The sequence below is a fragment of the Arthrobacter sp. AG1021 genome (genome assembly GCF_003633665.1).
Taxonomy (GTDB): Bacteria; Actinomycetota; Actinomycetes; order Actinomycetales; family Micrococcaceae; genus Glutamicibacter; species Glutamicibacter soli.
Map to the genome: position 1 here is coordinate 186,667 of NZ_RBLB01000010.1, position 22,141 is coordinate 208,807.

The following is a 22,141-nucleotide window of genomic DNA, read 5'->3' on the forward strand; positions in this document are numbered from 1 at the left end:
GGGCTGCATTTATCGGGGGGAGGGGGAAGAACGGTCCGAACCGTCAAGCGGTGCCCCATCGGGCACCCGCGCAGGCAGGACCCCATCAACAATCGAGGTGAACGCTGCGCGCTCCTCCTCGACACGGGCCAGCGCCCTCGACACGGACGACGACCCGACACCCAGCACCTTCGCGATGTGCGCAATGCTCTGCCCCTCGGCGCGCATCGCCACCGCCGCTTCGGTCCGCTCCACCGTCATCACCGACGGCCGACCGCCGACACGTCCCTGGGCTCGCGCGTGAGCCAAGCCGCGCCGGGTGTTCTCCCGAATCGTCGAGATGCGAAGCTGGGCCAGCACGGCCATGAGGCCCACGATGGCCTCACCCATGGGCGTGGACGTATCAACATCCAGGAACGGCTCGGTAAGGCTCTTGATGCGCACGCCGCGGCGGCCCAAGTCCCGGATGATCTCGATCGCCATCAACTCACTGCCTGCGATGCGATCCAGGGCGCGGATCACGAGGGTATCGCCCTCCATGAGATGGTCCAGGCAGGCGATCCACTGCGGCCGGGCCTCGAACCGGCTGGACTCCCCATGATCCACATAAACTCGCGCCGCCCCGGCCGCCCGCAGCTCGGCCTCCTGGGCCTCGGGGTTCTGTTCCCGGGTGCTCACCCGGGCGTATCCAATCACGTGGCTCATCGTCCTACTCCTGGTCCGTTGGTGCCATAGCCGCGACCGGGCCTAGCAGTACCACGCGCCGGGGACTGCTGCCCCGTAGCAGCACCCCGGCCAGAATCCTTCGAGGAATCTGGAGCCTTGGGATAACTGGCGCTCAAGGGTGAACGGGCCAGCGCCGCCGGGTCGACACCTGGCGTTGTCGTCGAGGTCCGCTCGACTGCGATGTGCCGGAACACCGGCACCAGCGAATCCGGCACCACCTCATACCGGCCACGATCCGGAACGCTGAATTCCGAGGACTGGTTCCACACCTGCGGACTCACCCGCGCATAATCCAACGTGAATCGGGACCGCTGGGCCACATGTTCCATGAACACATTCGAGGAGCGCCCGTTGCCTTCGCGGAATGGATGCGCCTGGTTCACATGAGCGAAAACATTGGCTGCCGCGGCACCGAACTGGTCACGGTCCAACCGGCCCCACTCGGTCTGCTGCACCAGACGCTGAGCATCAGCCAGATAACGGTCGATCTCGCCCGTAGTCACATCGGCAAAACCACGCATCGCGTTACCCTTGCTCATATTCTGGGTGCGATACTCCCCCGCCCACTCGTAGACGTCCTGGAACAAGTACCGATGGATCGCGCGCAGGTGCTCGGCATCGTACGTGTGGGCAATCAGGGAGGGGTCAGCGTTGAGCTGGCGCTGTCTTAGCGCGGTAGCGCTGTACTCGAATGAATGCAACGCGTTGGGGTCGCGGATATCCTCCACGTTCCGCATCGTTGCGTCATCCGGCGGAGGATAGAAATACGATTCCCAAGTACCGAACCGGGTCATTCGCTAGCCCGCTAGGGTAGCCGACGATGCACGACGGGCGGCCTCGCGGGCCCGGCGCAGGTACTCGGCCTCGTCGATTGCGCCGCGGGCCTCGTCGGTCAGGTTCTCGACGTCCTCGCGGTTCGGGACCCACCCCTCATGCCAGGCCGCGGCCAGCGACTGCCGAACGGCATTGCGCTGGGTGTCGTCGAGCTGCGCAAACAGTTCTGGCCAGCGTTCCTCGATATCAAACTTCTCGGCCATGGCCTGGCTCCTTCCAAGAAAATCGTCCTACTCCATTCTACCTAATCACCCGAAAACGGCCTATAGATAGTTTCGGTTGGTTTTGGTTTCGGGCATAAGTTTCGGGCCGCCTTACCGCGGCGTGTCACTGGAAATAGCGAGTGCCAGGCAAGACGGCCCGAAAACGATCGTTTTTGACCTTGCCAACTTGTGCTGAGGAAGTGAAGCAATAATATTTTGAACATCCTGATTGGGACATGCAGCTGAAGTTCTGGGAAGCATAGTCGATATTTCTCAAAATTCTCGGCAGACGATTCAGGAATAAAACGAAGCAAACGTAACACTTCTTTGACTTCGCTATTTTTTGTGCAATCGGCAACTACGATTGAAGTTCGTATATTTCATCTAGTCAAAGGAAAAATCTTGAGTCAAAATCGATTGACTTCGAAGCGATGGATTTCATCGATTGCCCTCGGTGGCCTTCTTCTTTCGGCGCTGGCTGTAGGTCCAGCTAGCGCTACGACCACGATTGCTGAAACAGGCATGGTTTCTGTCACGGAGCCAGTAAGTGATGCCGACCTCATCGCACCTGATGCCGAGCCCGGACTAGCAACCTCCGAGGAAGCCCTCGACGCCCCATTTGTCGATGAAGAGGGAAACCTCCTTCCCGTCGATGATGAACCGGAAATGAACGCACGTGCTGTGGTCTGCACACCAGTGTCTGGCGCAGATAATCCTCACATTTCTACAACTTCCAAACCAAAAATTGCCGTGCAGGGGCATGGCTGGTGGAAGAAGGGTAATTGCAGTTCAGCCACTGCCCACGTGACCTCATGCTTGTACGAGTACTACACCAATAACAAGGGCTCAGGATATTGGGAACGCAAAAACTGCTCCAAGAAGACAAAGCTAAATCCAGGCGGTGGGTCTGGCAACCGAGTAACCTCTCATAACGATTGCAACGATACAAAGCGGGTTTCGTGGAGGAACCATGTTGATGTAGATGCTGATGGTCAGATCGATACCACTGAGGTCATGCGCAGGCAGGCTGATGTGAACTGCCGTGTTCTCTAGCTAAATCGTTACATTCTATTCACATCCCCGAGGTGCAAATTTGTTCTCATCAAATTACTCAGAGCCAATGTTCATTGGCGTTTGGGAAGCCACCATGAGCACTCCGACTGATAGATCGCTCATCGACCCGGTTAGTTTCCTCAATGACTACTCAGAGCTGCTTTGGGGCCCTGAAAGTTCTTCAGCAGACCGAGCATGGGTGGTCAATGATGCAGGCCGTGGAGAAGATTTCCACTATTCAGAGAATGCACCAGATGTTTGGTTCCAGGTAGGCATCCAACCTGCTTCGGCTAACTCACCTCTCCCATGCTACGCATTGGCTGTTATGACAGATACTTTTCGATGCGAAACTTCTAAGCCTTTAGTACAAGTTGATTTTGCTGTTCCACTGCAACAGCTCAAGAACCTGGACTCTGGCGTGCTTCCATCCGAAGGGTTAAGTGGGGTCGTTGCTCTTGAGTCAAGTGATGAGAGACGGCGTGACATTTCGGTCGAGTTTCAGTCTGGGCAGAAAGATGCTTTCTCTGACGAGGTTCTTAACACTCTTGTCTCACGGATCGCTACTGTCCTGATGCTCGAAGTTACCGCCAACCGTATCGGCTCAACGAAATCTCTACCGATTTCTGATGGTCTTTGGGGTGGGCCGGGAGCTTCTTCCGCCCTAGTCTCCTTTTCATCTGGCCTACATTCATTAACTTCTGTTGGCTGGCTGACAGGTTTATTAGCTGAAATCCTTGCTTCTAACGGAGTTGATCGTCCGGTCCATATATCGTGGAAATTTTCCGATCAAACCGACGACTGACTGAGGCTTTTTCATGGGGTGTAAACGGGGTTACTACTGTTAGTACTGAGTTAGGTTCCTGACTTTTCCTAACACGCGACACTCCGAACGTTTCGAGAAGTAAAAATAGAGTGAGCGGCCTATCCCGCCGTACGTTGCGCCCGACCGGAATATTTTCCGGTCGGGCGCTTCGCTAGTTAGAATTTCGCCAAGGCAGCTCATCGCCCAGACATACGTGGAGGATTGCTGCTCCTAGAACTAATTTCATAGGTGGATCTATATACGTTTAGATCACCAACGATCATTCCTAAATAGGTACCTTAGAGGGCCACGCTAAGAAGAATCCAAACGTTCAACACGGCAACTCCCCAGGACAGCAACGCCACGCCTTCGGGCAGCGTGAGGAACTGGGCGCTCCTGCTGTGTTCAGGGATGCCGCACCGTCGTAGGCCGTAGCAAGCTCGGGCGCAGCGCCCTTCCGCGGTTCCGTTCCATGCGGTGCAGGTGCGCGTCAGCCAAACTCCCAAGCCGACGGGAAGCAACACAAGCAAGACGGCGAACAGAATTGTCCCGGTGCTGATGGCGTCGGGGTTGCCGTCCCAGACCGCGGCCAGAATGAATACTGCCAGGACGTCGAGGCCGTCGATTCCCGTTGATACCGCGGCTGTCCGATACCGCCGCTTCCGTGCCGTGGCCCCTGAGGCATGGCCAGATCTTCCGGGGGAAGGAGTGGCCGTGCGGTACGGGGTAGGCATGAGATAGTTTCGGTCGAGCCGCGTCGAACCGGCATACGGGCATACGGTTCCGGGCCGATGCTGGCCGACCTTGCATCGGTCGCTGTACTGGCACATGGTTACTCCCTACGTCGATATTGCGTACACATAGACACATGCGTAGACGTCTACGATTCGGGTGATTCTCCGAAGTGTGCCCGCACTGCTTCGGCAATCAAGGCCCCGCGGCCTTTGCCTGTAGCGATGGCCAAACGATCCAGATACTCGGCTGTTTCCGGTGGGATTGGCGTTTTGGTCCAGGGTGGGTCGATGGGGTCGCGGCCTTCGTCCTGGGCTGGAATAATCTCTACGCCTCGGTTCGCCATTAGATGGCGTCCTGCGCGCGGGCGGTGTAGGGCAGACCGGCCCGGCGCAGCGAGTCGGCCGGTGTGCCCTCGGTCCAGTCCGGGGCTTCTCCGGTCATCGGCAAGGGCGTGTTTTTTCGTGCGAGCTCGTGCAGCTCGTCGGTGAATGGCTCCCAGGTGAGGGCGTCGGCGGGCTCGTCGATGGCTTCCACCTCGATGGTGAGCCCGCGCCTGGTCAGTTCTTGGCGGATCGAAGCCAGGTAGGCCTCGCGGTAGGCTGCCTGGTCCTGTTCCCAGAGCCGGTCGATTTGCGCGGCGATGGCATCGGCGCGGGCAGCTTGTTCCTCGGTGAGGCTGTCGTCCTGCTCGTGCTTGATGGCCTGTCCGGATTCCTCGTCCCATAGTTGTTCCAGACCGAAGTCGTAGAACACGCCCTCAACATCGAGGTGCAGGCGCACCGGCTCGGTCCGCCAGGTCAACAGCTCTTCCTCGGGGGTGGTGCTGTGGACGATCTGCCGCACGTAGTCGGCTTCCCAGGAGCCGGGACGACCTGCCAGCAGCGTGTCAACGTCGCCGAGGTTTGCCGCCACGCTCGTGATGACGTGACAGGCGATCTCTCCAAAGTCGGCCGGTTCGGTGTGCTCATTGTCGGTTCCCGCACCGATGGTGCGTGTCGTGCGTGCTGCCGCCGTGAGGGCGGCGATGGCCTGGGCGATGTAGTCGGCCCTGGTATCGGGCTGCGCTGGGTCTGTGCGGGGTTGGTGGAGCTCATGGGGTTTCCGCTCGGATGGTCACGACGGTTCCGGCGTCGATGCCCGCGAGGGCACCGGCCCGGACTTCTAACAGTGCGTCGACGTCGTGAGGAGACGTCCAGCGCGGACAGCGATCTTGGTCGACCTCGACGCAGGGTTCCAGGGTTTGCACAGCGATCACGCGGTGATCCGCGATCCAGGCGACGTCGATCGGGAATTTCATTCCGTCCATCCACATTTGGCGTTCTGATTGGCTGGCGAATGAAAACAGCATGCCCTGGCCCTCCGACAGCTTGGACCGGCCAGCGAGGCCCGCGCACTGCTCAGGAATGACTGCGGGCCGCGGCGCGTTATACGGGCATGAGTGAAACCACTGCTTCCCAAAATCCAGCCGAGGCCAAGCGCCTGCGCGTGGATATCTTCTCCGACATCGCCTGCCCGTGGTGCTTCATCGGCAAGCGCCGCTTCGAATCCGGTCTGGAATCCTCCGGCCTGGCCCAGGACGTCGATGTCTACTGGCACGCCTACCAGTTGGATCCGACCCTGCCCGAGCACTACGACGGCAGCGAGCTGGACTACTTGGCCAAGGCCAAGGGCATGGATCCGGCCCAGGTCGAGGGCATGCTGGAGCACGTCACCGCCCAGGCCGCCGAGGAAGGCCTGTCCTACGATTTCGGGAAGCTGGTGGTCGCCAACTCGTTCACCGCGCTGCGTGTGCTGGAACATGCCAAGCAGCAGGGGCTGGGCGGCGAAATGAAGGAAGCGCTGCTCTCCGCGCACTTCGAGAAGGGCCTGGACACCGGCAACGTGGACACCCTGCTGCAGCTGGCCGCCGAGGTCGGGCTTGACGCCGCCGCGCTGCACACCGCGCTGGAGGCAGGCAGCTACGCCGAAGAGGTCAACGCGGACATCGCCCAAGCGCGCCAGATCGGCGTCACCGGGGTGCCGTTCTTCATCCTCGACGGCAAGTACGGCATCTCCGGCGCGCAGCCGGCCGAGGTCTTCGCCAACGCGCTGACCCAGGTCCACGCCGAAACCGTCGGCGCCAACTAGCGGCTGCCGGGCCGGTTCCCCGCTACTGCTGCGCGATGCACTCCAGCGTGCCCGGGGCAGTGTTCAGCTTGCGGTCCTTGACCAGGTTCTCGAATCCGGTGCCCAGTGCCAGGTCCACCTCGGTGCCGTACATCATCTCGTCGTAAACGAACTCGGAGCCGGGCACCTGACGCTGGATGGTCAGCGCCTGCGCGTACCCCTTGGGGCCGGCCAGCACCACGGCGACCTTGTCCTCATACCTGTCCAGCCCCGAGGTGGTGGCCGAAATCTGGAAGCCTCGCTCCTTCAGCGCCTCCGCGGTCCTGCCGGCCAGTCCCGAAATGGTGGTCGTGTTCAGCACGCGCACCTTGAAGCTTGCGGGGTCCTGGTAGCTGAAGCTGGTCGTGGGGCAGGCCGGGTTGGCAATCTGCTCCGCGGGCTGGTCGTCGGCCTGCACCGCCGTCGGCGCGCCGCCGATCTTCAGCACCCCGGTGAAGGCCAGCGTGGCGGCGATGAACGCCACGAGCACCATGATTGCCATGATCGAGAATATGACGTTCTGCCGCTTGCGCGCGTCGCGCTTTGCCTGGGCGTTGGACACGAAACTCAGCTCTCGCTCGCCAACGATGTGAGCCCCGCGCAACGTCGCAGGGTCCTCGCGTTCGTGCATCATCGCACCCACTTTCAGGCAGCTCCCCTTTGTGGCGAAAGCATACCTAATCCGCGTCGAGATCCAAGACCCTGGCGTGGATCACCGAACGGTGGTGCAGCGCCGAGCGCAGCGCCCGGTGCAGCCCGTCCTCCAGATACAGCACGTTCCGGTAGCGCACGACGTGCGGGAACAAGTCGCCGAAGAACGTCGAATCCTCGGAGAGCAGCGTTTCCAGATCAAGCGTTGACTTGGTGGTTACCAGTTGGTCGAGCTTGACCTGCGAGGGCGGAATGGCGCTCCAGTCGCGGGTGCTGGTCAACTCGTGCTCGGGGTACGGACGCGAATCGCCCACTGCTCTGAAAATCACCCTTCAAGCATAGGCACCCGCGTAACAAATTACCCGAGGAAGCGACCAGATCACCGGGCCGGGCGCTGAATCGGGCATTATGCACGTCGAACGGACCACCGCCGAATCGCGAACCTCAAACATCCGCTTCGCAGATAAATCCGGTCCCGAACCCCTGCGAGCGCAAATTATGCGCCCAGGTTCAGGGCTTGGCAAGGATTGTTACAACGGCTGAAACGTGGCGGAACGGTGCGTCATTTTAGATAGTAACAATCCATCAGTCGGGTGCACCCTAGGGTTATGAACAACGTAGTAACCGAGATCCCAGTCCTTGATATCTCCACTTCCCGGAATGCCGATGGCACGTTCAATCCCGAGTTCGTTGCCGCACTGCTCGACGCTGCCCACCGCGTCGGCTTCTTCCAGATCGTCGGGTACGCCTCGCGCGCCAACCAGGATCAGGAACTGCTGGACACGGTTGCCGAGTTCTTCGCGAAGCCCGTCGAGGAGAAGATCGGGCTCGACAACCGCAACAGCGCCCAGTTCCGCGGCTACACCCGCCTGGGCACCGAGATCACCCGAGGCCGCGCCGACTCGCGCGAACAGATCGACTACGGGCCGGACCGTGAGCCGCTGGCCGTCGTGCCGGCCGACAAGCCGTACCTGAACCTACAGGGCCGCAACCAGTTCCCCGAGGACTTCCCGCAACTGCGCGAACGCGCCATGGAATGGGCCGAGCTGATGAACCGCACCGGGCATGAACTGCTCTCGGCAATCTCCGTCGGCCTAGGCCTGGGCGAGGACTACTTCGACGAACCGTTCTCCGGAACTCCCGCATGGATGGGCAAGCTGGTGCACTACGTGGGCGGCGGCATCGTGCCGGAGGCCGGCAACCAGGGCGTCGGTCTGCATGCGGATTACGGTTTCGTCACCCTGCTGCTGCAGGACCAGGTCGGCGGGCTGCAGGTCCAGCCCTACGGCCAGGATTCGTGGATCGAGGTTCCGCCGACTCCAGGGGCACTCGTGGTGAACCTGGGAGAAATGCTCGAGGTCGCCACCGACGGCTACCTGATGGCCACCATCCACCGCGTAATCGCCCCGCCGCCCAATGTCGACCGCTATTCGGTGCCGTTCTTCTACTCCCCGCGCCTGGACGCTGTCATCGACAAGGTTGAGCTTCCGGCCGAGCTGGCCGCCGACGCGCGCGGCGTCTCAGACGACCCGCACAACCCGATGCTGGCCTCATACGGGGCCAACGTGCTCAAGGGCTGGCTGCGCGCCCATCCGCAGACCGCTGCGATCCACTACCCGCAGCTGATCCAGAATCGGGCTACCGCCTGACCCCAACAGCTCAATGAGCGACCGGGTTCCGGACAGAACAAACGTGAAGACTTCGACGGGGTATTGCGCCACCGCATCGAAGTCTTCACGTTTTTCGCGAGCTTGCTGTCTTACCCGACGCCTCCCCCAAGGCGATTTGGCCATTCCCCCAAAAACCAGCCATCGTTCAGTTTCGTAGTTCTCGCTAGACCTTTCGGCCATGGGACTCATTGTGCAAGACCACACTTAAGCTGTGTTATCAATTAGCTCAAGATTGCATCAAGCCTCCGAAAATCCAATAGTTTTCTTTAAAAAGCTTCAGGTATCACTAGTATGAACCGGGATCATTTACCAATCTGTATCCAACGCCCCTCACGGTCTCAATCCACTGCGAAGAACGCGCAGAGTCACCTAACTTGCGCCGGAGGTTTGCTATGTGAACCTCAATGCTTCGAACGTCCGAGTCGGAAACATAGCCATGCTCAAGATCGTCGCTTTCAAGGCTGACCCTCCGAGCAAGCTCTTTCTTGCTGCGCACCCTGCCCGGAACTTGCATTAGCACATGAAGGAGGGTGAATTCGGTAGCCGTCAGGACGATGGGCATGCCATCCAGATGAACTTCCCACGTTGAAGAGTCCAAGCGCAACGCGCCATGACTCAGCACCTCGACGGCGGAGCCCTGCCTGTCGCTCAACATCTGGTTGATGCGGGCTTGACGTCGCGAGAACGAATCGATCCTGGCCCGGAATTCACGTTCACGCAGCGGCTTCGGAGAATACCCGTCTGCTCCTGCATCGAAGGCCAAAACCACTTCAATCTCTTCGCTGACGTCCATCACCGCCAAGATGTACGCGTCAAGATGGGCGCTTAAGCGGCGAATCGTTTCGATGCCATCGATATCGGGCAGGCCAAAGCCCACGACAATGAGATCCGGCTTTGCCCTATGGGCCAGCGCAACTCCCCTTTGCCCGCTGGACTCCTCTTGTATGGCAAACCCGATCTGCCGAAGCAGAGTTGTCATTTTTCCACGCACGGCTTCGTCGTACTCAATGACGACAGCCTTTGCTATTTCCCCAACCACGTTTTTCCCCAATCCCCTGTTAAGGCGATCGCGGCGGCCTAACGTTACAGACCGCTGCGTGGACTAAATGCTACCGGAGAGCACGCAGAACTCGTTACCTTCCGGGTCATAAAGAACAACCCAGTCTTCGTCGTCGCGTTGCCCGACGTCCGCGTACTGCGCCCCCAGCGCCAGCACACGGTCGACTTCGTCCTGTTGCGAACTACCCTGCGGCCGAAGGTCAAGATGCATCCGGTTCTTGATGCTCTTCTCCTCTGGCACCTGCGCGAAACAGATCACTGCTTCATTTGACCCATCTCCGCGCCGCCCAATGGTCACCAAGCCTGCGGCTTCTTCTCGAACTTCATAGCCCAATACTTCGCACCAAAACTTGGCAACAAGCATTGGATTCTTGCAATCAATGGCAATCTCACTGATGACTACGGACATGGCCCACAACTTCCCGCTCCACTGGCAGCACTTGGATGACCGCCTTCGCCTCGGATGATACGCCTATCTCCCTTTAACGCGACCAAACTGGAAGTTGCCAGCGAATCAGCAAAAAAGCGCCTCGCTGAACTTCGCCCAAGACCAGATCCTAGGGGAACCGCGTATCACTTTGAGGCGTCCAATTGCTGTCTAGGGCTCGAAACTACAAGTTGTCTTTGGAGGTAACGGCGAATCAGCTGGCAATCCGACATCTTGCAAGAACACTTCAAGATCGCGCGGACGGCGGGGATCCCGTTCCAGTGAAATTAAACGAAAAAACCCCCGATTTCTCGGGGGTTTTCCATTGGCGGAGGATAGGGGATTTGAACCCCTGAGGGCGTTAACCCAACACGCGTTCCAGGCGTGCGCCATAGGCCGCTAGGCGAATCCTCCTCAGTCTGCTCCGTGGAGCAGAATCAAGCATATCTAAATTTCCACACAATCACGAATCGAAGACCACGCGCTGGCAAATCGCTTTCAGAGCGACTCCGCGATCCCCTAGATTTAGCCGATTTTCCGCGCTTTCCCCACGCTGCAACAGGCCCCACCAAACTGTCCGTAGTGCGGAGGATACTCAAAACATGAGCAAAAGAGAGGTATTTCACAGCGACGATGATGCCCATCGTCTACCGATGTATCCTCCTGGTCTTCGAAAGAATTTCGGCTCAGGAGGAGTGTGGGACGCGGAACTTGACCAGCACAAGTTCTTCAATAAATTCGCGTCCACCGCCTTGGATCTATACAACCTTCCGCCTGTGGATACACCAGCTGACGGGTTCAGGCGTCTTGAAGCCATCGGCCGGCTTCGAAGCATGCTGGACGCAGCCGAAGCGTCACTCATGGCGGACACCTTGGAAATGTGTGCCCGCGAATCTGCCAACAGGGGCGTCCAAGATTCCTTGCTCGATCAGGAGGACGATCAGGCCCGAGAGCTGTCGGCTAAGTACTATGGCGTCAATTTGGCTGACGAGATCACGGTCAGGTCGTCTTTCATCGCCGAAGCGGCAGTCGCCATGCGAGATTCGGAAACTCACATTCAAGGCAAGCTGTTCACCGCGGAAGGTCTGCGCAACTTGTGCGTAGATACCTTGTCAGCTCTGGCCAATGGCGATATCACTACGAAAGCGGCCAAAGAAATAGTCAAGCAATCTCAGGATCTGGATCCTGAAGACATCAAACAGATGGAACACGTATTGCTTCCCCTGGCCAAGACAGCTACAGACTCAGCGATCTCGCAAAGAGCCCGCCGAATGAGAGAGCGGCTTCATCCGAAGCCCCTTAACGAACGACATAAAGAGGCACGTGAAGGTCGCTCCATTACGTGGTGGGCGGATGAAAATGGCATGGCCACGATTCAGGTCTATCTTCCCGCGGAGGATATTTTCAGCATGATCAACACAGTCAACTGGTTCGCCGTGACGAATGTTGATGAGGATGATGAGCGCACCGAGCGGCAGCGCCGAGCTGACATTTTCCGCGATGCAATGATTGATGGCTGGCCTGACACGAATGGCACTCCTTTGAAAGCGCGCGTAGCCGTAACTATCCCTGCCTTGGAAATGTTGGCCGACCCCAAAAAGTCCCTCGCCGAGCTGGAAGGCTACGGTCCGATTCCTATTGGTACAGCACTGAATATTGCAAGGGATGCACCATCGTTCATCAAGGTGCTAACAGACCCGTGGACGGGTGCCGCGATTGATGTTGCCCGGGAAAAGTATCGCCCAAGCAAGGCGCTAAAGGATCTTCTGCGTTTCCGCGACGTTCAGTGCCGTTTTCCCGGTTGCAATCGGCTGGCCGAGCAGTCAGAGGCCGACCATATTGATGGCTGGGCGCAGGGAGGCCACACATCACGCACTAATACCGAACTCCTATGCAAAAGGCACCAGCTGTTCAAACACGCGTTGGGTTGGGAAGTAACCTATCGCCCTGATGGATCTGTCAACTGGCGCACACCTAATGGGATTGTTTGTCTTGAGGTTCCGGGGAGCGTGAAATCAGTACAGAACTTCGACTTCGAGAGAAACCAGACGCCGGTCCTTCCCGAGGTTGAGATGACTGATCGCGTTCGCAGGGTACTTGGCTGGTACGACCCTCCAGAAGCCGCTGCAGGATAGCCTCCGCAACAGATCACCAGTTGAAGAGATGCTGATCCATTTTTTGATCAGAAATCCAGCCCTAAAGTTCTTTCGACAGCCGCACGACATTCAAAGTATTCTTCCCGTACGTCGTGGACCCGTCCAGAAGGGCTCACATCGCCATGTCGTTCTGGTCCAAATGGCCGTATTCTCCGGTCAAGATATGCAACAGCCCTCGCTCATCATGCGTAGGGCTGCAGCCGCGAGCACAAGTTGGAGACCTCGACGAATTCTGATCAAATTTTTCGTTCAGTTCGCCGAGACCTTCAGCGCAGGCCGCCGCCTCCGGCGCTTGGCGACTTAGTTGTCTTCCTGATCAAATTTTTTGATCAGAATTCTGGGCAATGCCGTCACAACGAGTGCATCTGACGCAAGCTCACTAGCCCACGCAGTGGCACTAAAAGATCTTGACAAGATTTTTAACTCTGTAAACCGCAAGCGCAAGGGATTACAAATCTCAGCCGCCTACGCCCGATCTTCGCCTGAACAAATTTCTTGATCAAAATTTTGCGTCAACTCCGGCCTTAGTCGCCGACAAGCAATTGACTGGCCACCCAGAAACAAGCCGCGTGAGAAATCTGATCAAATTTTTGGTTAACTTTCACTTGCGGGCACCCGGTGAGAGCAAGCGCACGCCCTTCGATTTTTATCCACACCCCTTCCTCGGGTAGTATTTTTGGTGACCCCTCGTGTGGTGTCATCCTGTTGAACTCCCCCAGGACCGGAAGGTAGCAAGGGTAGATGGGCTCTGACAGGTGCATGAGGGGTCTTTACTTTTTACGCAAGCCGAATGGAGTCCACGTGGGCGCTGGCCGTTTCGCCCCTAGCCCGTCAGGGCGCCTCCACATCGGCAACCTGCGCACCGCTGTCCTGGCTTGGCTTTTCGCGCGCTCCACTGGCCGCGATTATCTTTTGCGCGTCGAAGACCTGGATCGCGTTCGTGCCGGATCCGAAGACGAGCAGCTTGCCGAGCTCAAAGCGCTGGGTCTAAGTTTCGACGGAACAATGGTGCGCCAGTCCGATCGGTTGCCTGTATACCGCGCCATTGTGGATGATCTCAAAGCGCAGGGGCTGGTCTACGAATGCTTCTGTTCCCGCAAGGACATTGCCGAGGCCGGCAGCGCTCCGCATGCCGCTCCGGGCTCCTATCCCGGAACTTGCCGGAACCTCACCGCGGAAGAGCGTGCCGAAAAGGCCCGGCACAGGCCAGCGGCGCTGCGTCTGCGCGCCGAAGTAAATGTATTTACTGTTCAGGACGAGCTCGCCGGCAGCTACACGGGGACGGTGGATGATTTCGTCCTGGTGCGTAACGACGGTGCACCGGCGTACAACTTGGCGGTCGTCGTCGACGATGCGGCCAGCGGAATCGACCAAGTAGTCCGCGGCGATGACTTGCTCTCGTCGGCACCACGCCAGGCGTATCTCGCGCAGCTGCTCGGCTATACCGTTCCGACGTACGCGCACGTACCGCTGGCGCTGAACGAGAAGGGCCAGCGGCTGGCCAAGCGCGATGGCGCTGTAACGCTCGAAGAGATCACCGAACAAGGTGTGCATCCAGCCGAAATACGTGCATTTTTGCTAGAGTCATTGGGCTTGCCGGGTCAGGATTTGCAGGCAGCCTTGGAGGCATTCGACCCAGCCGCGCTTCCGCGCGAACCGTGGATCGTGAGGCCTGAAAACATTGTCCAACAGCTGATGCCCCCGGCATCGCGCAACCGATAGGGAACCGGTGTGACTACAGCGCTTTACCGCAGATATCGTCCCGATACCTTCGCCGACGTCATCGGACAGGAGCACGTTACCGCTCCGCTGATGACCGCTCTGGAGAAGAACCGGGTCAATCACGCATACCTGTTCTCCGGACCGCGCGGTTGCGGCAAGACCACTTCGGCCCGCATCCTCGCGCGCTGCCTGAACTGCGAGCAGGGTCCCACTCCGATCCCTTGCGGCACCTGCCCGAGCTGCGTCGAGCTGGCCAACGGCGGCCCCGGTTCCCTGGACGTCATCGAAATCGACGCCGCCAGCCACGGTGGCGTGGAAGATGCCCGCGACTTGCGCGAGCGTGCGACGTTCGCCCCTGCCCGCGACCGCTACAAGATCTTCATCATCGATGAGGCCCATATGGTCACCTCGGCAGGCTTCAACGCGCTGCTGAAGATCGTCGAAGAGCCGCCGGCGCACATCAAGTTCATCTTCGCGACAACCGAGCCGGACAAGGTCATCGGCACCATCCGTTCGCGCACCCACCACTACCCGTTCCGCCTGGTGCCGCCCGAGGCGCTGCTGGAATACCTCAAGGTCCTCTGCGACCGCGAAAACGTCGCGGTGGCCGATGGCGTGCTGCCGCTGGTCATTCGCGCCGGAGCAGGCTCGGTCCGCGATACCCTGTCGGTGCTCGACCAGCTCATGGCCGGCGCCCGCGAAGGGATCCTGGACTACGAAACCGCCATCTCGCTGCTGGGCTACACCCACTCCACGCTGCTGGACGAGGTCGTCCTCTCCCTGCACGAATCAGACGGCGCCGGATTGTTCAGCGCGATCGACCGCATCATCCAGACCGGACTTGATCCGCGTCGCTTCGTCGAGGACCTGCTGGAGCGCTTCCGCGACCTGGTGATCGCCAAGGCGATGCCGGAGGGCCTGGAGAAGATCCTGCGCGGAGTTCCCGCCGACCAGCTCGAAGCCCTGCACCTGCAGGCCGGGCTGGCCGGAGCCGGCGAGCTGTCCCGCTGGGCCGATGTCACCAATCAGGCGCTGACCGACATGACCGGCGCAACCTCCCCGCGCCTGCACCTTGAGCTGCTGGCCGCGCGCCTGCTGCTTCCCGGTTCGCAGAGCTCGGACAGTTCCTTCGCCGCCCGGCTGGACCGCTTGGAGCGCCATGCCATGACCGGCGGGGCGCTGCCCGCGCTGGATGGCGAGGGATCCGAGGACGTTGCCGTCTCCATGGGCTCGGCGCCGAATCCTGGCGCAGCGCGCCAGGGCGCCGCCGCCGTACGCCAGGCTCTGGCCGCGGCCAAGGCCCGCCGCGACGGAGAGCCGATTCCCGAAGCGCCTGCAGAAGCTCCGGCCGAAACCCAGCCTGCACCGGTTCAGCAGGCTCCCCTGCGGCAAGCTCCGGCGCAGCCCGCACCGGCCCCGCAGGATCAGCACACCCAGCCAGCCCAGCGGCACCAGGAATCCCAGCTTCCGCACGCTTCCCAGGCGCCTGCCCAGCCGCAGCCAGACGCACAGCAGCAGACCGCCGCCCAGGCTCAGCCCGCGGACGATCTCAACGCTCCGCTGGATCCGGGAGCGGCAGCCTCGCTGAACACCGGCGCAGACGCCGATTGGGGCGCCACTTGGGGACCGAAGGAAGACCGCAACCCGGTCACCACCGAGATCCAGCCCGGCCCGAGCGTTCCGGCCGAGCGCCCCGACGGCGTCGCGCCGTTCAGCCTGGTGCCGGATCCAGCCAGCGGCGAAGACCTGTCCTTCGGGACCGGTGTCTCCATCGACGACGTCAAGCAGAACCCTGCCATGGCTGAATTCGCCCGCCGCGCGGCAGAAACCCGCGCCCAGCAGCAGTCGCAGCAGCAAGCCCAGGCCGCTGCCCGGCAAAACCAGGCCCCGCAACAGCAGCAGGCAGCCCCGGTCCCGCCAATCCAGCCGGACTCCGAAGCACAGCAGCGCGCCGCCTACGAACAGGCACAGCACTTGCAGAACCCGGCTCAGCAGAGCCAGGCACCGCAGCAACACCAGCAGCAGCATGTCGCCCAGGTCCCGCCAATCCAGCCGGACTCCGAAGCACAGCAGCGCGCCGCCTATGAACAAGCTCAGCGTGAGCAGGCCCAACGTGAAGCCGCCCAACGCCAGCAGGCCGAACATGAAGCAGCCCAGCGTGCAGCCCAGGAACAGGCGCAGCGTGAAGCCGCCCAGCGCCAGCAGGCCGAGCACGAAGCAGCCCAACGCGCAGCCCAGGAACAGGCCGCCCGAGAGCAGGCACAGCGCGAACAAGCCCAACGCGAAGCGGCGCAGCGCCAGCAGGCGCAGTCCGCCCAGCAGCAGAACCAGTACCAGCAGCAGCACCCTCAGCAGGGAAACCAGCCAACGGCTGCTCCAGCCGGAGCTTCTCCGGTCGCCAAGTTCCAGCAGGCCTGGCCACAGATTCTGGAACAGCTGCAGTCCAACTCGCGCGTGCTGCACTCCATGGTGTCGAACTACGGATCGGTCGCCGGATTCGACGGCCGCACGCTGACGCTTGCCTTCAGCAATTCCGGTCCGATCGTCAATCTGAGAAACCGGCCGGACATGATGCAGACGCTCACCGGAGTGTTTTCGCAGGTGGCTGGCGGGCCGATCGAGGTCGTCATCACCGAAGGCGGCTCGAACCCTGCAGGCGGTGGTTCCCCAAAAGGTGAGCGCCGGCCGATCCCGGCGCCAACCCCAGCACCAACCAAGTTCATCAAGGCTGATTCCGCTGGGGTAGCTTCGCGCCCCTCGAAGCCTGCATCGGCCCGGACCGCGGCCGCTCCGGCGATACGCAAGTCCCCGGCACCCGCTGCGCCGGCTGCCGCCGCGCCCGCGCGAGACAACGGCTACGTGTCCAGCTACGACGACGTGCCTCCGCCGTACGACGAGCCGTACATGGACGAGCCTCCGTTCCCTGACGACGGCGCCTTCGGCGACCCCTACGCGGCGACGAAACCTCAGGCTCCGTCGCCTGCTCCGGCTCAGCCAGCGGCTCCCGCCGCGCCACCGGTCCAGCAGGTCCAGCCGATCCAGCCTGAAGCACCTGCTTTCCAGGCTCCGGTGGCTCCGGCCCCGCAGCGCAGCAGCGCCCCGCGTTCCTTCGACGGCCCGCCGGTGGCTCCGCGCCCGCGCATGACCGCCGGGATGAACGCCCGCCAGGCCGAACGCCCCGGCTTCTCGATCGACCGCCCGGTGTCCGCGACGCCGCTGCGCCCGGGCAGCACCACCGGCTCCTTCGAGCCGGCGGCCAGCGCCCGCGAGCCCGAGCCGCAGGCCCCTGAACCGATCCAGACGCAGTCCCAGGCCCCCGCGCAGCAAGCTCCGTCCCAGCAGGCAGCTTCGGCACCCGTTGCCCCGGCGCCGCACGGCGCTCCGCAGCAGTTCCGGCCCGCGCAGCCGCCGCAGGCCCCTGCCCGGGAAACCGCTCCGTCTTGGGGCGCCCCGGATCCGGCCGCGCAGCCCGCGAGCACCCCGGCGGACCCGCGTCCGAGCGCAGGCTCCGGGCGCATGAGCCGCTACCAGCAGCTGATGAACCAGGCAAAGGACGCTGCTCCGGCCGCCGCGCCGGTGCAGTCCGCCAGCGGCTGGGGTGGCGCGCCGCTGCCGCCCGAACCTGCGATGGAGGATCCCTACGAGTTCGTCCCGAGCGACGACGACATCGAGGTGGAGGACTCCGCCCTGATCGGCGTTCCTGCGGTCGAGCGGCTGCTCGGCGGCATGGTCATCGAGCAGCGCGACGTGAACGGCAACATCGTGGAAATCAAGCGCAGCCTGTGACCGATCCGGCAGCCATACCAACTGTCGGAGTGAGACACTAGTGTGTACGTTGGCGGGGTGCGTTGGCCTCCCCGCAACCGGCCCGCGGGCCGCTCAAGACCTATCCCTGCAAGCGACGAAAGAAGGCGCACGTGTACGAAGGTGCTGTACAGGAACTGATCGATGAGCTCGGTCGGCTGCCTGGGATCGGCCCGAAATCGGCGCAGCGCATCGCTTTCCACATTCTCGATGCCGACGCCGAGGACATGACCCGCCTGGCCGCCTCGATCCAGCTGGTCAAGGAGAAGGTGAAGTTCTGCGAAATCTGCTTCAACATCTCCGAGCAGGACACCTGCGCGATCTGCCGCGATGAGCGCCGCGACGGCACGACGATCTGCATTGTCGAGGAGTCCAAGGACGTGCTGGCGATCGAGCGCACCCGGGCCTTCGCCGGCCGCTACCACGTGCTGGGCGGCTCCATCAATCCGCTGGCCGGGGTGGGACCCGAGCAGCTGCACATCCGCGAGCTGGTCACCCGCCTGGCCGACGACTCGATCACCGAGCTGATCCTGGCCACCGACCCGAACCTCGAGGGCGAAGCCACCGCGGTGTACCTGGTGCGCGCACTGGCCCCGCTGGGCATCAAGATCACCCGATTAGCCTCCGGCCTCCCGGTGGGCGGCGACCTGGAGTACGCCGACGAGGTCACGCTGGCGCGCGCCTTCGAGGGCCGCCGGGTTGCCGGGCGCGCCGCCGCCCCGCAGGTTGCGCCGCAGCTGCCGGATCCCGAGCCGCAGCCGCGCAAGGACACCCCTGCGCCGGACCAGCCCGCCGAGCAAAGCCCGGAGCCGGCTTCCGAGGCCGGTGCGGAAACGCAGCCGCGCTTCGTCGTTCCGGAGATGGACGACCATCGCAGCGCGACCCGCTGACCACCCGCTCTCCGCAGGATCCACCTCGCCGCCCGCGCTTAACGCGCCGTCGGCGGGGTGTTTTTATTCCCGCTGCGGCACTTTTGTGGAGCACCCCACACATGGTTGATGATTGTCAACTAATCATTTATAGTTGACGAGAATCAACCTTTCTTCTCTTCTTCTTTGGAGCGCTTATGACCGCAACCGCACCGGTCGCCCAGCCCAAGATGAGCCACCGCGAAATCATGCAGTCCCTGACGGGCCTGCTGATGGGTATGTTTGTCTCCATCCTGGCCGGCACCGTCGTTTCCAGTTCACTTCCAGTGATCGTTTCCGATCTGGACGGCGGCCAGACCGCCTTCACCTGGGTCGTCACCGCCACGCTGCTGGCGACCACCATCTCCACCCCGATCTGGGGAAAGCTCGCCGACCTCGGCAACCGCAAGCTGCTGCTGCAGCTGGCGCTGGCCATGTTCGTACTGGCTTCGGCCGCCGCGGGCTTCGCGCAGAACACCGAATTCCTGATCGCCATGCGCGTCATCCAGGGCCTGGCCGGCGGCGGCATGGGTGCCCTGAGCCAGATCGTCATGGCCGACATCCTCTCCCCGCGTGAACGCGGCAAGTACATGGGCCTGTTCGGCGCCGTCATGGCCGTGGGCACCGTGGGCGGACCGTTGATCGGCGGCTTCATCACCGACACCATCAACTGGCGCTGGAACTTCTTCGTGGCGCTGCCGTTCGCCGTGGTCGCGATCCTGCTGATCCAGCGCACCCTGCATCTTCCGGCCTTCGCCAAGCGCAAGGTCAAGATCGACTACCTGGGCATCATGCTGCTGTCCTCGGGCGTAGCCCTGCTGCTGATCTGGATGTCCATGGGCGGCTCGCAGTTCGACTGGAACTCCACCACCAGCTACCTGATGGCCGGCGGCTCCGTGGTTCTGCTGGCACTGTTCGTGCTCACGGAATTCAAGGCGGCCGAACCGCTGCTGAACCTAAATCTGTTCAAGAACCGCACCTTCACCTTTGCAGTCATCGCCTCGCTGGCCATCGGCGTCTCGATGTTCGGCACCTCGGTGTTCCTCAGCCAGTACATGATCATGGCCCGCGGCGCGACCGCCACCCAGGCCGGTCTGATGACCTTCCCGATGATGGCCGGCCTGCTGGTCATCTCCACCATCGCCGGCGCGCTGATCACCCGCTTCGGCAAGTGGAAGGCCTTCGTGGTCACCGGCTCGATCCTTCAGGTCGTCGGCCTGTTCCTGCTGGGCACCATCCACTACGACACCAACTTCGTCCTGGTGGGCGTGTACATGTTCATCCTGGGCGCCGGCGTCGGCCTGGTCATGCAGAACATGGTCCTGGTGGTGCAGAATGCCGTTCCGGTCAATGAACTCGGCGTGGCTTCCTCGGCCGTGAACTTCTTCCGCACCCTGGGCGGCACCGCCGGCACCGCAGGGCTCGGCGCCCTGCTGGCAATCAACATTCCGAACATGATCGCCGACCGCCAGTCCGATCTGGCCAAGGCGATGGCCACGCTGGGCGACAAGGCCGCCGAGGTCTCCGCGCAGCTGGCTTCCGGCAGCCTGCCGAGCATCTCCACGCTGCCCGAGCCGGTGCGAGTGATCTTCGAATCCGTGTACGGCGACGGTGTCGCGGCGCTGTTCGCAGTGGCCGCCCCGATCTCCCTGATCACCGTCGTGGCCGTGTGCCTGCTGCCGAACCAGAAGCTGCGCACGCAGACCGCGGTTGAACGCCATCAGGAAGGCGAAGGCCAGGCCCCTGCCGTTGACGGCGCTAAGGGCTTGGAGGCGCAGCGCGCCGAAGGCACCCTGCTCACCGAAGCCCCTGCCACCGCTGACGGCGACAACGAGAAGAAGCCCGGCTCCCCCGCCGGGGCGTAGGAAGGCCCATGGATACCGTGAACGGCCGCGTCGCCAGCACCAGCGCTGAGCGCGCCGAACTCTACGAGGCCGCCGAGCAGCAGTTGCTGGACTTCATCGCGGTCATCGCCCGCACCAAGCGGGAAGTCGCCGCACGCATGGAGCACCGGCTGACGACGGCGGCGCTGCCGGTGCTCGGGCTGGTCGTTCGCTCCAAGGGCATCTCACAGTCCGAGATCTGCGACCGCCTGCTGATCGACAAGGCGGCGCTCTCTCGCATGGTCACCAAGCTCGAGGAACTCGGCCTGGTCACCCGCGAAGTGGATCCGGACGACCGTCGGGTCTCGCTGCTGCTGCCCACCGAGCTGGCGGTGACCCGGCGGCGCGAATGGCTGCACAACTGGCGGCTGGACCTCAGGGCCCGCATGGAGCAATGGAGCGATGACGACCTCGGCGCGCTGACCACGCTGATCGGCCGCTTGAACCTGGACTTCGACTCCGCCTAGATTCCGGACGCCGCCGGAATAGCCGCGAACTTCGACACATATCGAAGTCCGCGGCTCCTTTCGTTTATGGATCCGGACAAGAAAATCGAAGCTGCGCCGAAATGTCCCGGAGAACGAACGCCTGGCGCTGGCGCGTTCCATCGTGTGCGCCTATTGCAGGCAATAGCACGTCCCCAACTGGAGGGTGCGGCGCATTCACGCTAGATTTCAAGCATGGCAACACGAAGCAGCAACACCGACGCAATCGCCGCGCCACCGGACGGCCGTGGAGCCAATGGTCGAAGGCCCTGCATGAGGCTTCGGCGACCGAGCTGGTCCATCAGCAGATTGCCCAGCTGGCCGCCACGCTGATGCCGAAGGACCTGAAGAACCCTGAATGGTGGGCCCAGAGTGTCGCGGTGGCCTTCGAACAGGAAATCGGCCGCCGAGTTCCCGGCCAGGCCCAGGATGGAAGCTTCCAGGGATCGACCACCGCGACGCTCCCGACGACGCTGGACGGCGCGCTGGAACGCTGGCTGCAGGCGGTTTCCGGCTTGGCCGAATTCAATGGGCAGACGCTGGCCGAGGACCCTGCGCTCAGCTCCAGCGAACGTTGGCGCTACTGGCGGGCGAGTTTCAGCGACGGCACCAAGACCCAAGTAGACATTGGGCTCAAGGGCGAAAAAGCAAGCATTGCCGTAAACGTTACTAAGGCTGGGAACCCCGAGATGGTGTCGGAGTGGAAGTCCTTTTGGCGACAAATTTTGGCTCGCACCAAGGGATAGGGAGCGATTTAAGGCACATTCCCCGGCGCTCTCTAGGCAATATGACCAACCGTTAACGTCACAAGTAGGTCATGATCGAGCGAAGCTGTCACAATATTTATCTGGTAGATGTCTCGCGCGGCATTTTCCTGCGCCCGCCACCCGCGGTGTCGG

The 22,141-nt window shown here is 61.8% G+C and carries 19 protein-coding genes, 1 tRNA gene, 1 other RNA gene and 1 pseudogene; 12 read left to right on the top strand and 10 right to left on the bottom strand.

The window, feature by feature from the left end:
- Positions 1-9 precede the first annotated feature (9 nt).
- The 3 genes from DFO58_RS14415 to DFO58_RS14425 are packed head-to-tail and all read right to left on the bottom strand — an operon-like array spanning position 10 to position 1,742.
- The gene (locus DFO58_RS14415) at positions 10-684 is read right to left on the bottom strand and encodes a recombinase family protein (RefSeq protein WP_120991510.1); all 675 of its coding nucleotides are present in this window, start codon (positions 682-684) and stop codon (positions 10-12) included.
- Entirely contained in the window at positions 681-1,442 is a 762-nt protein-coding gene (locus DFO58_RS14420; RefSeq protein WP_237562279.1) for a Fic family protein, read from the bottom strand. The genes DFO58_RS14415 and DFO58_RS14420 overlap by 4 nt, the downstream gene beginning before the upstream one ends.
- A gap of 60 nt (positions 1,443-1,502) precedes the next feature.
- On the bottom strand, positions 1,503-1,742 hold the full coding sequence (locus tag DFO58_RS14425; protein WP_120991512.1) for an antitoxin VbhA family protein: 240 nt from the start codon (positions 1,740-1,742) through the stop codon (positions 1,503-1,505).
- Positions 1,743-2,144: 402 nt separating this feature from the next.
- Between DFO58_RS14425 and DFO58_RS18690 the strand changes: the two genes are divergently transcribed.
- Entirely contained in the window at positions 2,145-2,795 is a 651-nt protein-coding gene (locus DFO58_RS18690) for a hypothetical protein (protein WP_220668560.1), read from the top strand.
- Positions 2,796-2,889: 94 nt separating this feature from the next.
- The gene (locus DFO58_RS18300) at positions 2,890-3,597 is read left to right on the top strand and encodes a hypothetical protein (protein ID WP_147407296.1); all 708 of its coding nucleotides are present in this window, start codon (positions 2,890-2,892) and stop codon (positions 3,595-3,597) included.
- Positions 3,598-4,674: 1,077 nt separating this feature from the next.
- Here DFO58_RS18300 and DFO58_RS14445 read toward each other — a convergent pair.
- Together DFO58_RS14445 and DFO58_RS14450 are read right to left on the bottom strand one after the other, a co-directional pair.
- Positions 4,675-5,244 carry a hypothetical protein gene (locus DFO58_RS14445; RefSeq protein WP_202605510.1) on the bottom strand — a complete coding sequence of 190 codons (570 nt, stop codon included), beginning with the start codon at positions 5,242-5,244 and terminating at the stop codon, positions 4,675-4,677.
- 178 nt (positions 5,245-5,422) lie between these two features.
- Positions 5,423-5,797, bottom strand: a complete 375-nt coding sequence (locus tag DFO58_RS14450; RefSeq protein ID WP_120991516.1) for a DUF192 domain-containing protein — start codon at positions 5,795-5,797, stop codon at positions 5,423-5,425.
- On the opposite strand from DFO58_RS14450, the gene DFO58_RS14455 reads away from it, so the two are divergent.
- Complete coding sequence (locus DFO58_RS14455) at positions 5,767-6,459, top strand: DsbA family oxidoreductase (protein ID WP_120991517.1); 693 nt, start codon at positions 5,767-5,769, stop codon at positions 6,457-6,459. The genes DFO58_RS14450 and DFO58_RS14455 overlap by 31 nt on opposite strands.
- 22 nt (positions 6,460-6,481) lie before the next feature.
- Here DFO58_RS14455 and DFO58_RS14460 read toward each other — a convergent pair whose 3' ends face one another.
- Positions 6,482-7,111 carry a LytR C-terminal domain-containing protein gene (locus DFO58_RS14460; RefSeq protein ID WP_120991518.1) on the bottom strand — a complete coding sequence of 210 codons (630 nt, stop codon included), beginning with the start codon at positions 7,109-7,111 and terminating at the stop codon, positions 6,482-6,484.
- Positions 7,112-7,154: 43 nt separating this feature from the next.
- A complete protein-coding gene (locus DFO58_RS14465; RefSeq protein ID WP_047118068.1) occupies positions 7,155-7,457 on the bottom strand; it encodes a type II toxin-antitoxin system VapB family antitoxin in 303 nt (100 codons plus the stop codon).
- A gap of 279 nt (positions 7,458-7,736) precedes the next feature.
- Here DFO58_RS14465 and DFO58_RS14470 point away from each other — a divergent pair, with 279 nt between their 5' ends.
- Positions 7,737-8,777 carry a 2OG-Fe(II) oxygenase family protein gene (locus DFO58_RS14470; RefSeq protein ID WP_120991519.1) on the top strand — a complete coding sequence of 347 codons (1,041 nt, stop codon included), beginning with the start codon at positions 7,737-7,739 and terminating at the stop codon, positions 8,775-8,777.
- 307 nt (positions 8,778-9,084) lie between these two features.
- Here the strand turns inward: DFO58_RS14470 and DFO58_RS14475 are convergent, their stop codons facing one another.
- The 3 genes from DFO58_RS14475 to DFO58_RS14485 form a co-directional block, all read right to left on the bottom strand.
- Positions 9,085-9,837 carry a response regulator transcription factor gene (locus tag DFO58_RS14475; RefSeq protein WP_120991520.1) on the bottom strand — a complete coding sequence of 251 codons (753 nt, stop codon included), beginning with the start codon at positions 9,835-9,837 and terminating at the stop codon, positions 9,085-9,087.
- Positions 9,838-9,900: 63 nt separating this feature from the next.
- Entirely contained in the window at positions 9,901-10,266 is a 366-nt protein-coding gene (locus DFO58_RS14480) for a VOC family protein (protein WP_047118070.1), read from the bottom strand.
- A gap of 344 nt (positions 10,267-10,610) precedes the next feature.
- Positions 10,611-10,698, bottom strand: a tRNA-Ser gene (locus DFO58_RS14485).
- 188 nt (positions 10,699-10,886) lie between these two features.
- Between DFO58_RS14485 and DFO58_RS14490 the strand changes: the two genes are divergently transcribed.
- The 8 genes and pseudogenes from DFO58_RS14490 (at position 10,887) to DFO58_RS14525 (ending at position 21,988) form a co-directional block, all read left to right on the top strand.
- On the top strand, positions 10,887-12,419 hold the full coding sequence (locus DFO58_RS14490; protein ID WP_120991521.1) for an HNH endonuclease signature motif containing protein: 1,533 nt from the start codon (positions 10,887-10,889) through the stop codon (positions 12,417-12,419).
- Positions 12,420-13,118: 699 nt separating this feature from the next.
- Positions 13,119-13,215: signal recognition particle sRNA small type (gene ffs / locus DFO58_RS14495), an RNA gene on the top strand.
- A 26-nt stretch (positions 13,216-13,241) separates the two neighbouring features.
- Positions 13,242-14,162 (top strand): tRNA glutamyl-Q(34) synthetase GluQRS, encoded by a 921-nt coding sequence (gene gluQRS / locus DFO58_RS14500; RefSeq protein ID WP_120991522.1) that lies wholly within the window; start codon positions 13,242-13,244, stop codon positions 14,160-14,162.
- 9 nt (positions 14,163-14,171) lie between these two features.
- Positions 14,172-17,948 carry a DNA polymerase III subunit gamma and tau gene (locus DFO58_RS14505; protein WP_120991523.1) on the top strand — a complete coding sequence of 1,259 codons (3,777 nt, stop codon included), beginning with the start codon at positions 14,172-14,174 and terminating at the stop codon, positions 17,946-17,948.
- 131 nt (positions 17,949-18,079) lie between these two features.
- Positions 18,080-18,670: pseudogene (recR, locus tag DFO58_RS14510) on the top strand (recombination mediator RecR); the annotation flags it as partial.
- 362 nt (positions 18,671-19,032) lie between these two features.
- Positions 19,033-20,739: a DHA2 family efflux MFS transporter permease subunit gene (locus tag DFO58_RS14515; protein WP_120991525.1), complete on the top strand. Its 1,707-nt coding sequence runs from the start codon at positions 19,033-19,035 to the stop codon at positions 20,737-20,739.
- An 8-nt stretch (positions 20,740-20,747) separates the two neighbouring features.
- Complete coding sequence (locus tag DFO58_RS14520; RefSeq protein WP_120991526.1) at positions 20,748-21,224, top strand: helix-turn-helix domain-containing protein; 477 nt, start codon at positions 20,748-20,750, stop codon at positions 21,222-21,224.
- 101 nt (positions 21,225-21,325) lie between these two features.
- Positions 21,326-21,988, top strand: a complete 663-nt coding sequence (locus DFO58_RS14525; RefSeq protein ID WP_120991527.1) for a hypothetical protein — start codon at positions 21,326-21,328, stop codon at positions 21,986-21,988.
- Positions 21,989-22,141 lie beyond the last annotated feature (153 nt).

Excerpts from the sequence above, each read along its gene's own strand:
- DFO58_RS14415 (WP_120991510.1), bottom strand. The coding sequence starts at position 684 with ATGAGCCACGTGATTGGATACGCCCGGGTGAGCACCCGGGAACAGAAC.
- DFO58_RS14420 (WP_237562279.1), bottom strand. The coding sequence starts at position 1,442 with ATGCGGAACGTGGAGGATATCCGCGACCCCAACGCGTTGCATTCATTC.
- DFO58_RS14425 (WP_120991512.1), bottom strand. The coding sequence starts at position 1,742 with ATGGCCGAGAAGTTTGATATCGAGGAACGCTGGCCAGAACTGTTTGCG.
- DFO58_RS18300 (WP_147407296.1), top strand. The coding sequence starts at position 2,890 with ATGAGCACTCCGACTGATAGATCGCTCATCGACCCGGTTAGTTTCCTC.
- DFO58_RS14455 (WP_120991517.1), top strand. The coding sequence starts at position 5,767 with ATGAGTGAAACCACTGCTTCCCAAAATCCAGCCGAGGCCAAGCGCCTG.
- DFO58_RS14460 (WP_120991518.1), bottom strand. The coding sequence starts at position 7,111 with ATGATGCACGAACGCGAGGACCCTGCGACGTTGCGCGGGGCTCACATC.
- DFO58_RS14470 (WP_120991519.1), top strand. The coding sequence starts at position 7,737 with ATGAACAACGTAGTAACCGAGATCCCAGTCCTTGATATCTCCACTTCC.
- DFO58_RS14480 (WP_047118070.1), bottom strand. The coding sequence starts at position 10,266 with ATGTCCGTAGTCATCAGTGAGATTGCCATTGATTGCAAGAATCCAATG.
- DFO58_RS14490 (WP_120991521.1), top strand. The coding sequence starts at position 10,887 with ATGAGCAAAAGAGAGGTATTTCACAGCGACGATGATGCCCATCGTCTA.
- DFO58_RS14515 (WP_120991525.1), top strand. The coding sequence starts at position 19,033 with ATGACCGCAACCGCACCGGTCGCCCAGCCCAAGATGAGCCACCGCGAA.
- DFO58_RS14520 (WP_120991526.1), top strand. The coding sequence starts at position 20,748 with ATGGATACCGTGAACGGCCGCGTCGCCAGCACCAGCGCTGAGCGCGCC.
- DFO58_RS14525 (WP_120991527.1), top strand. The coding sequence starts at position 21,326 with ATGTCCCGGAGAACGAACGCCTGGCGCTGGCGCGTTCCATCGTGTGCG.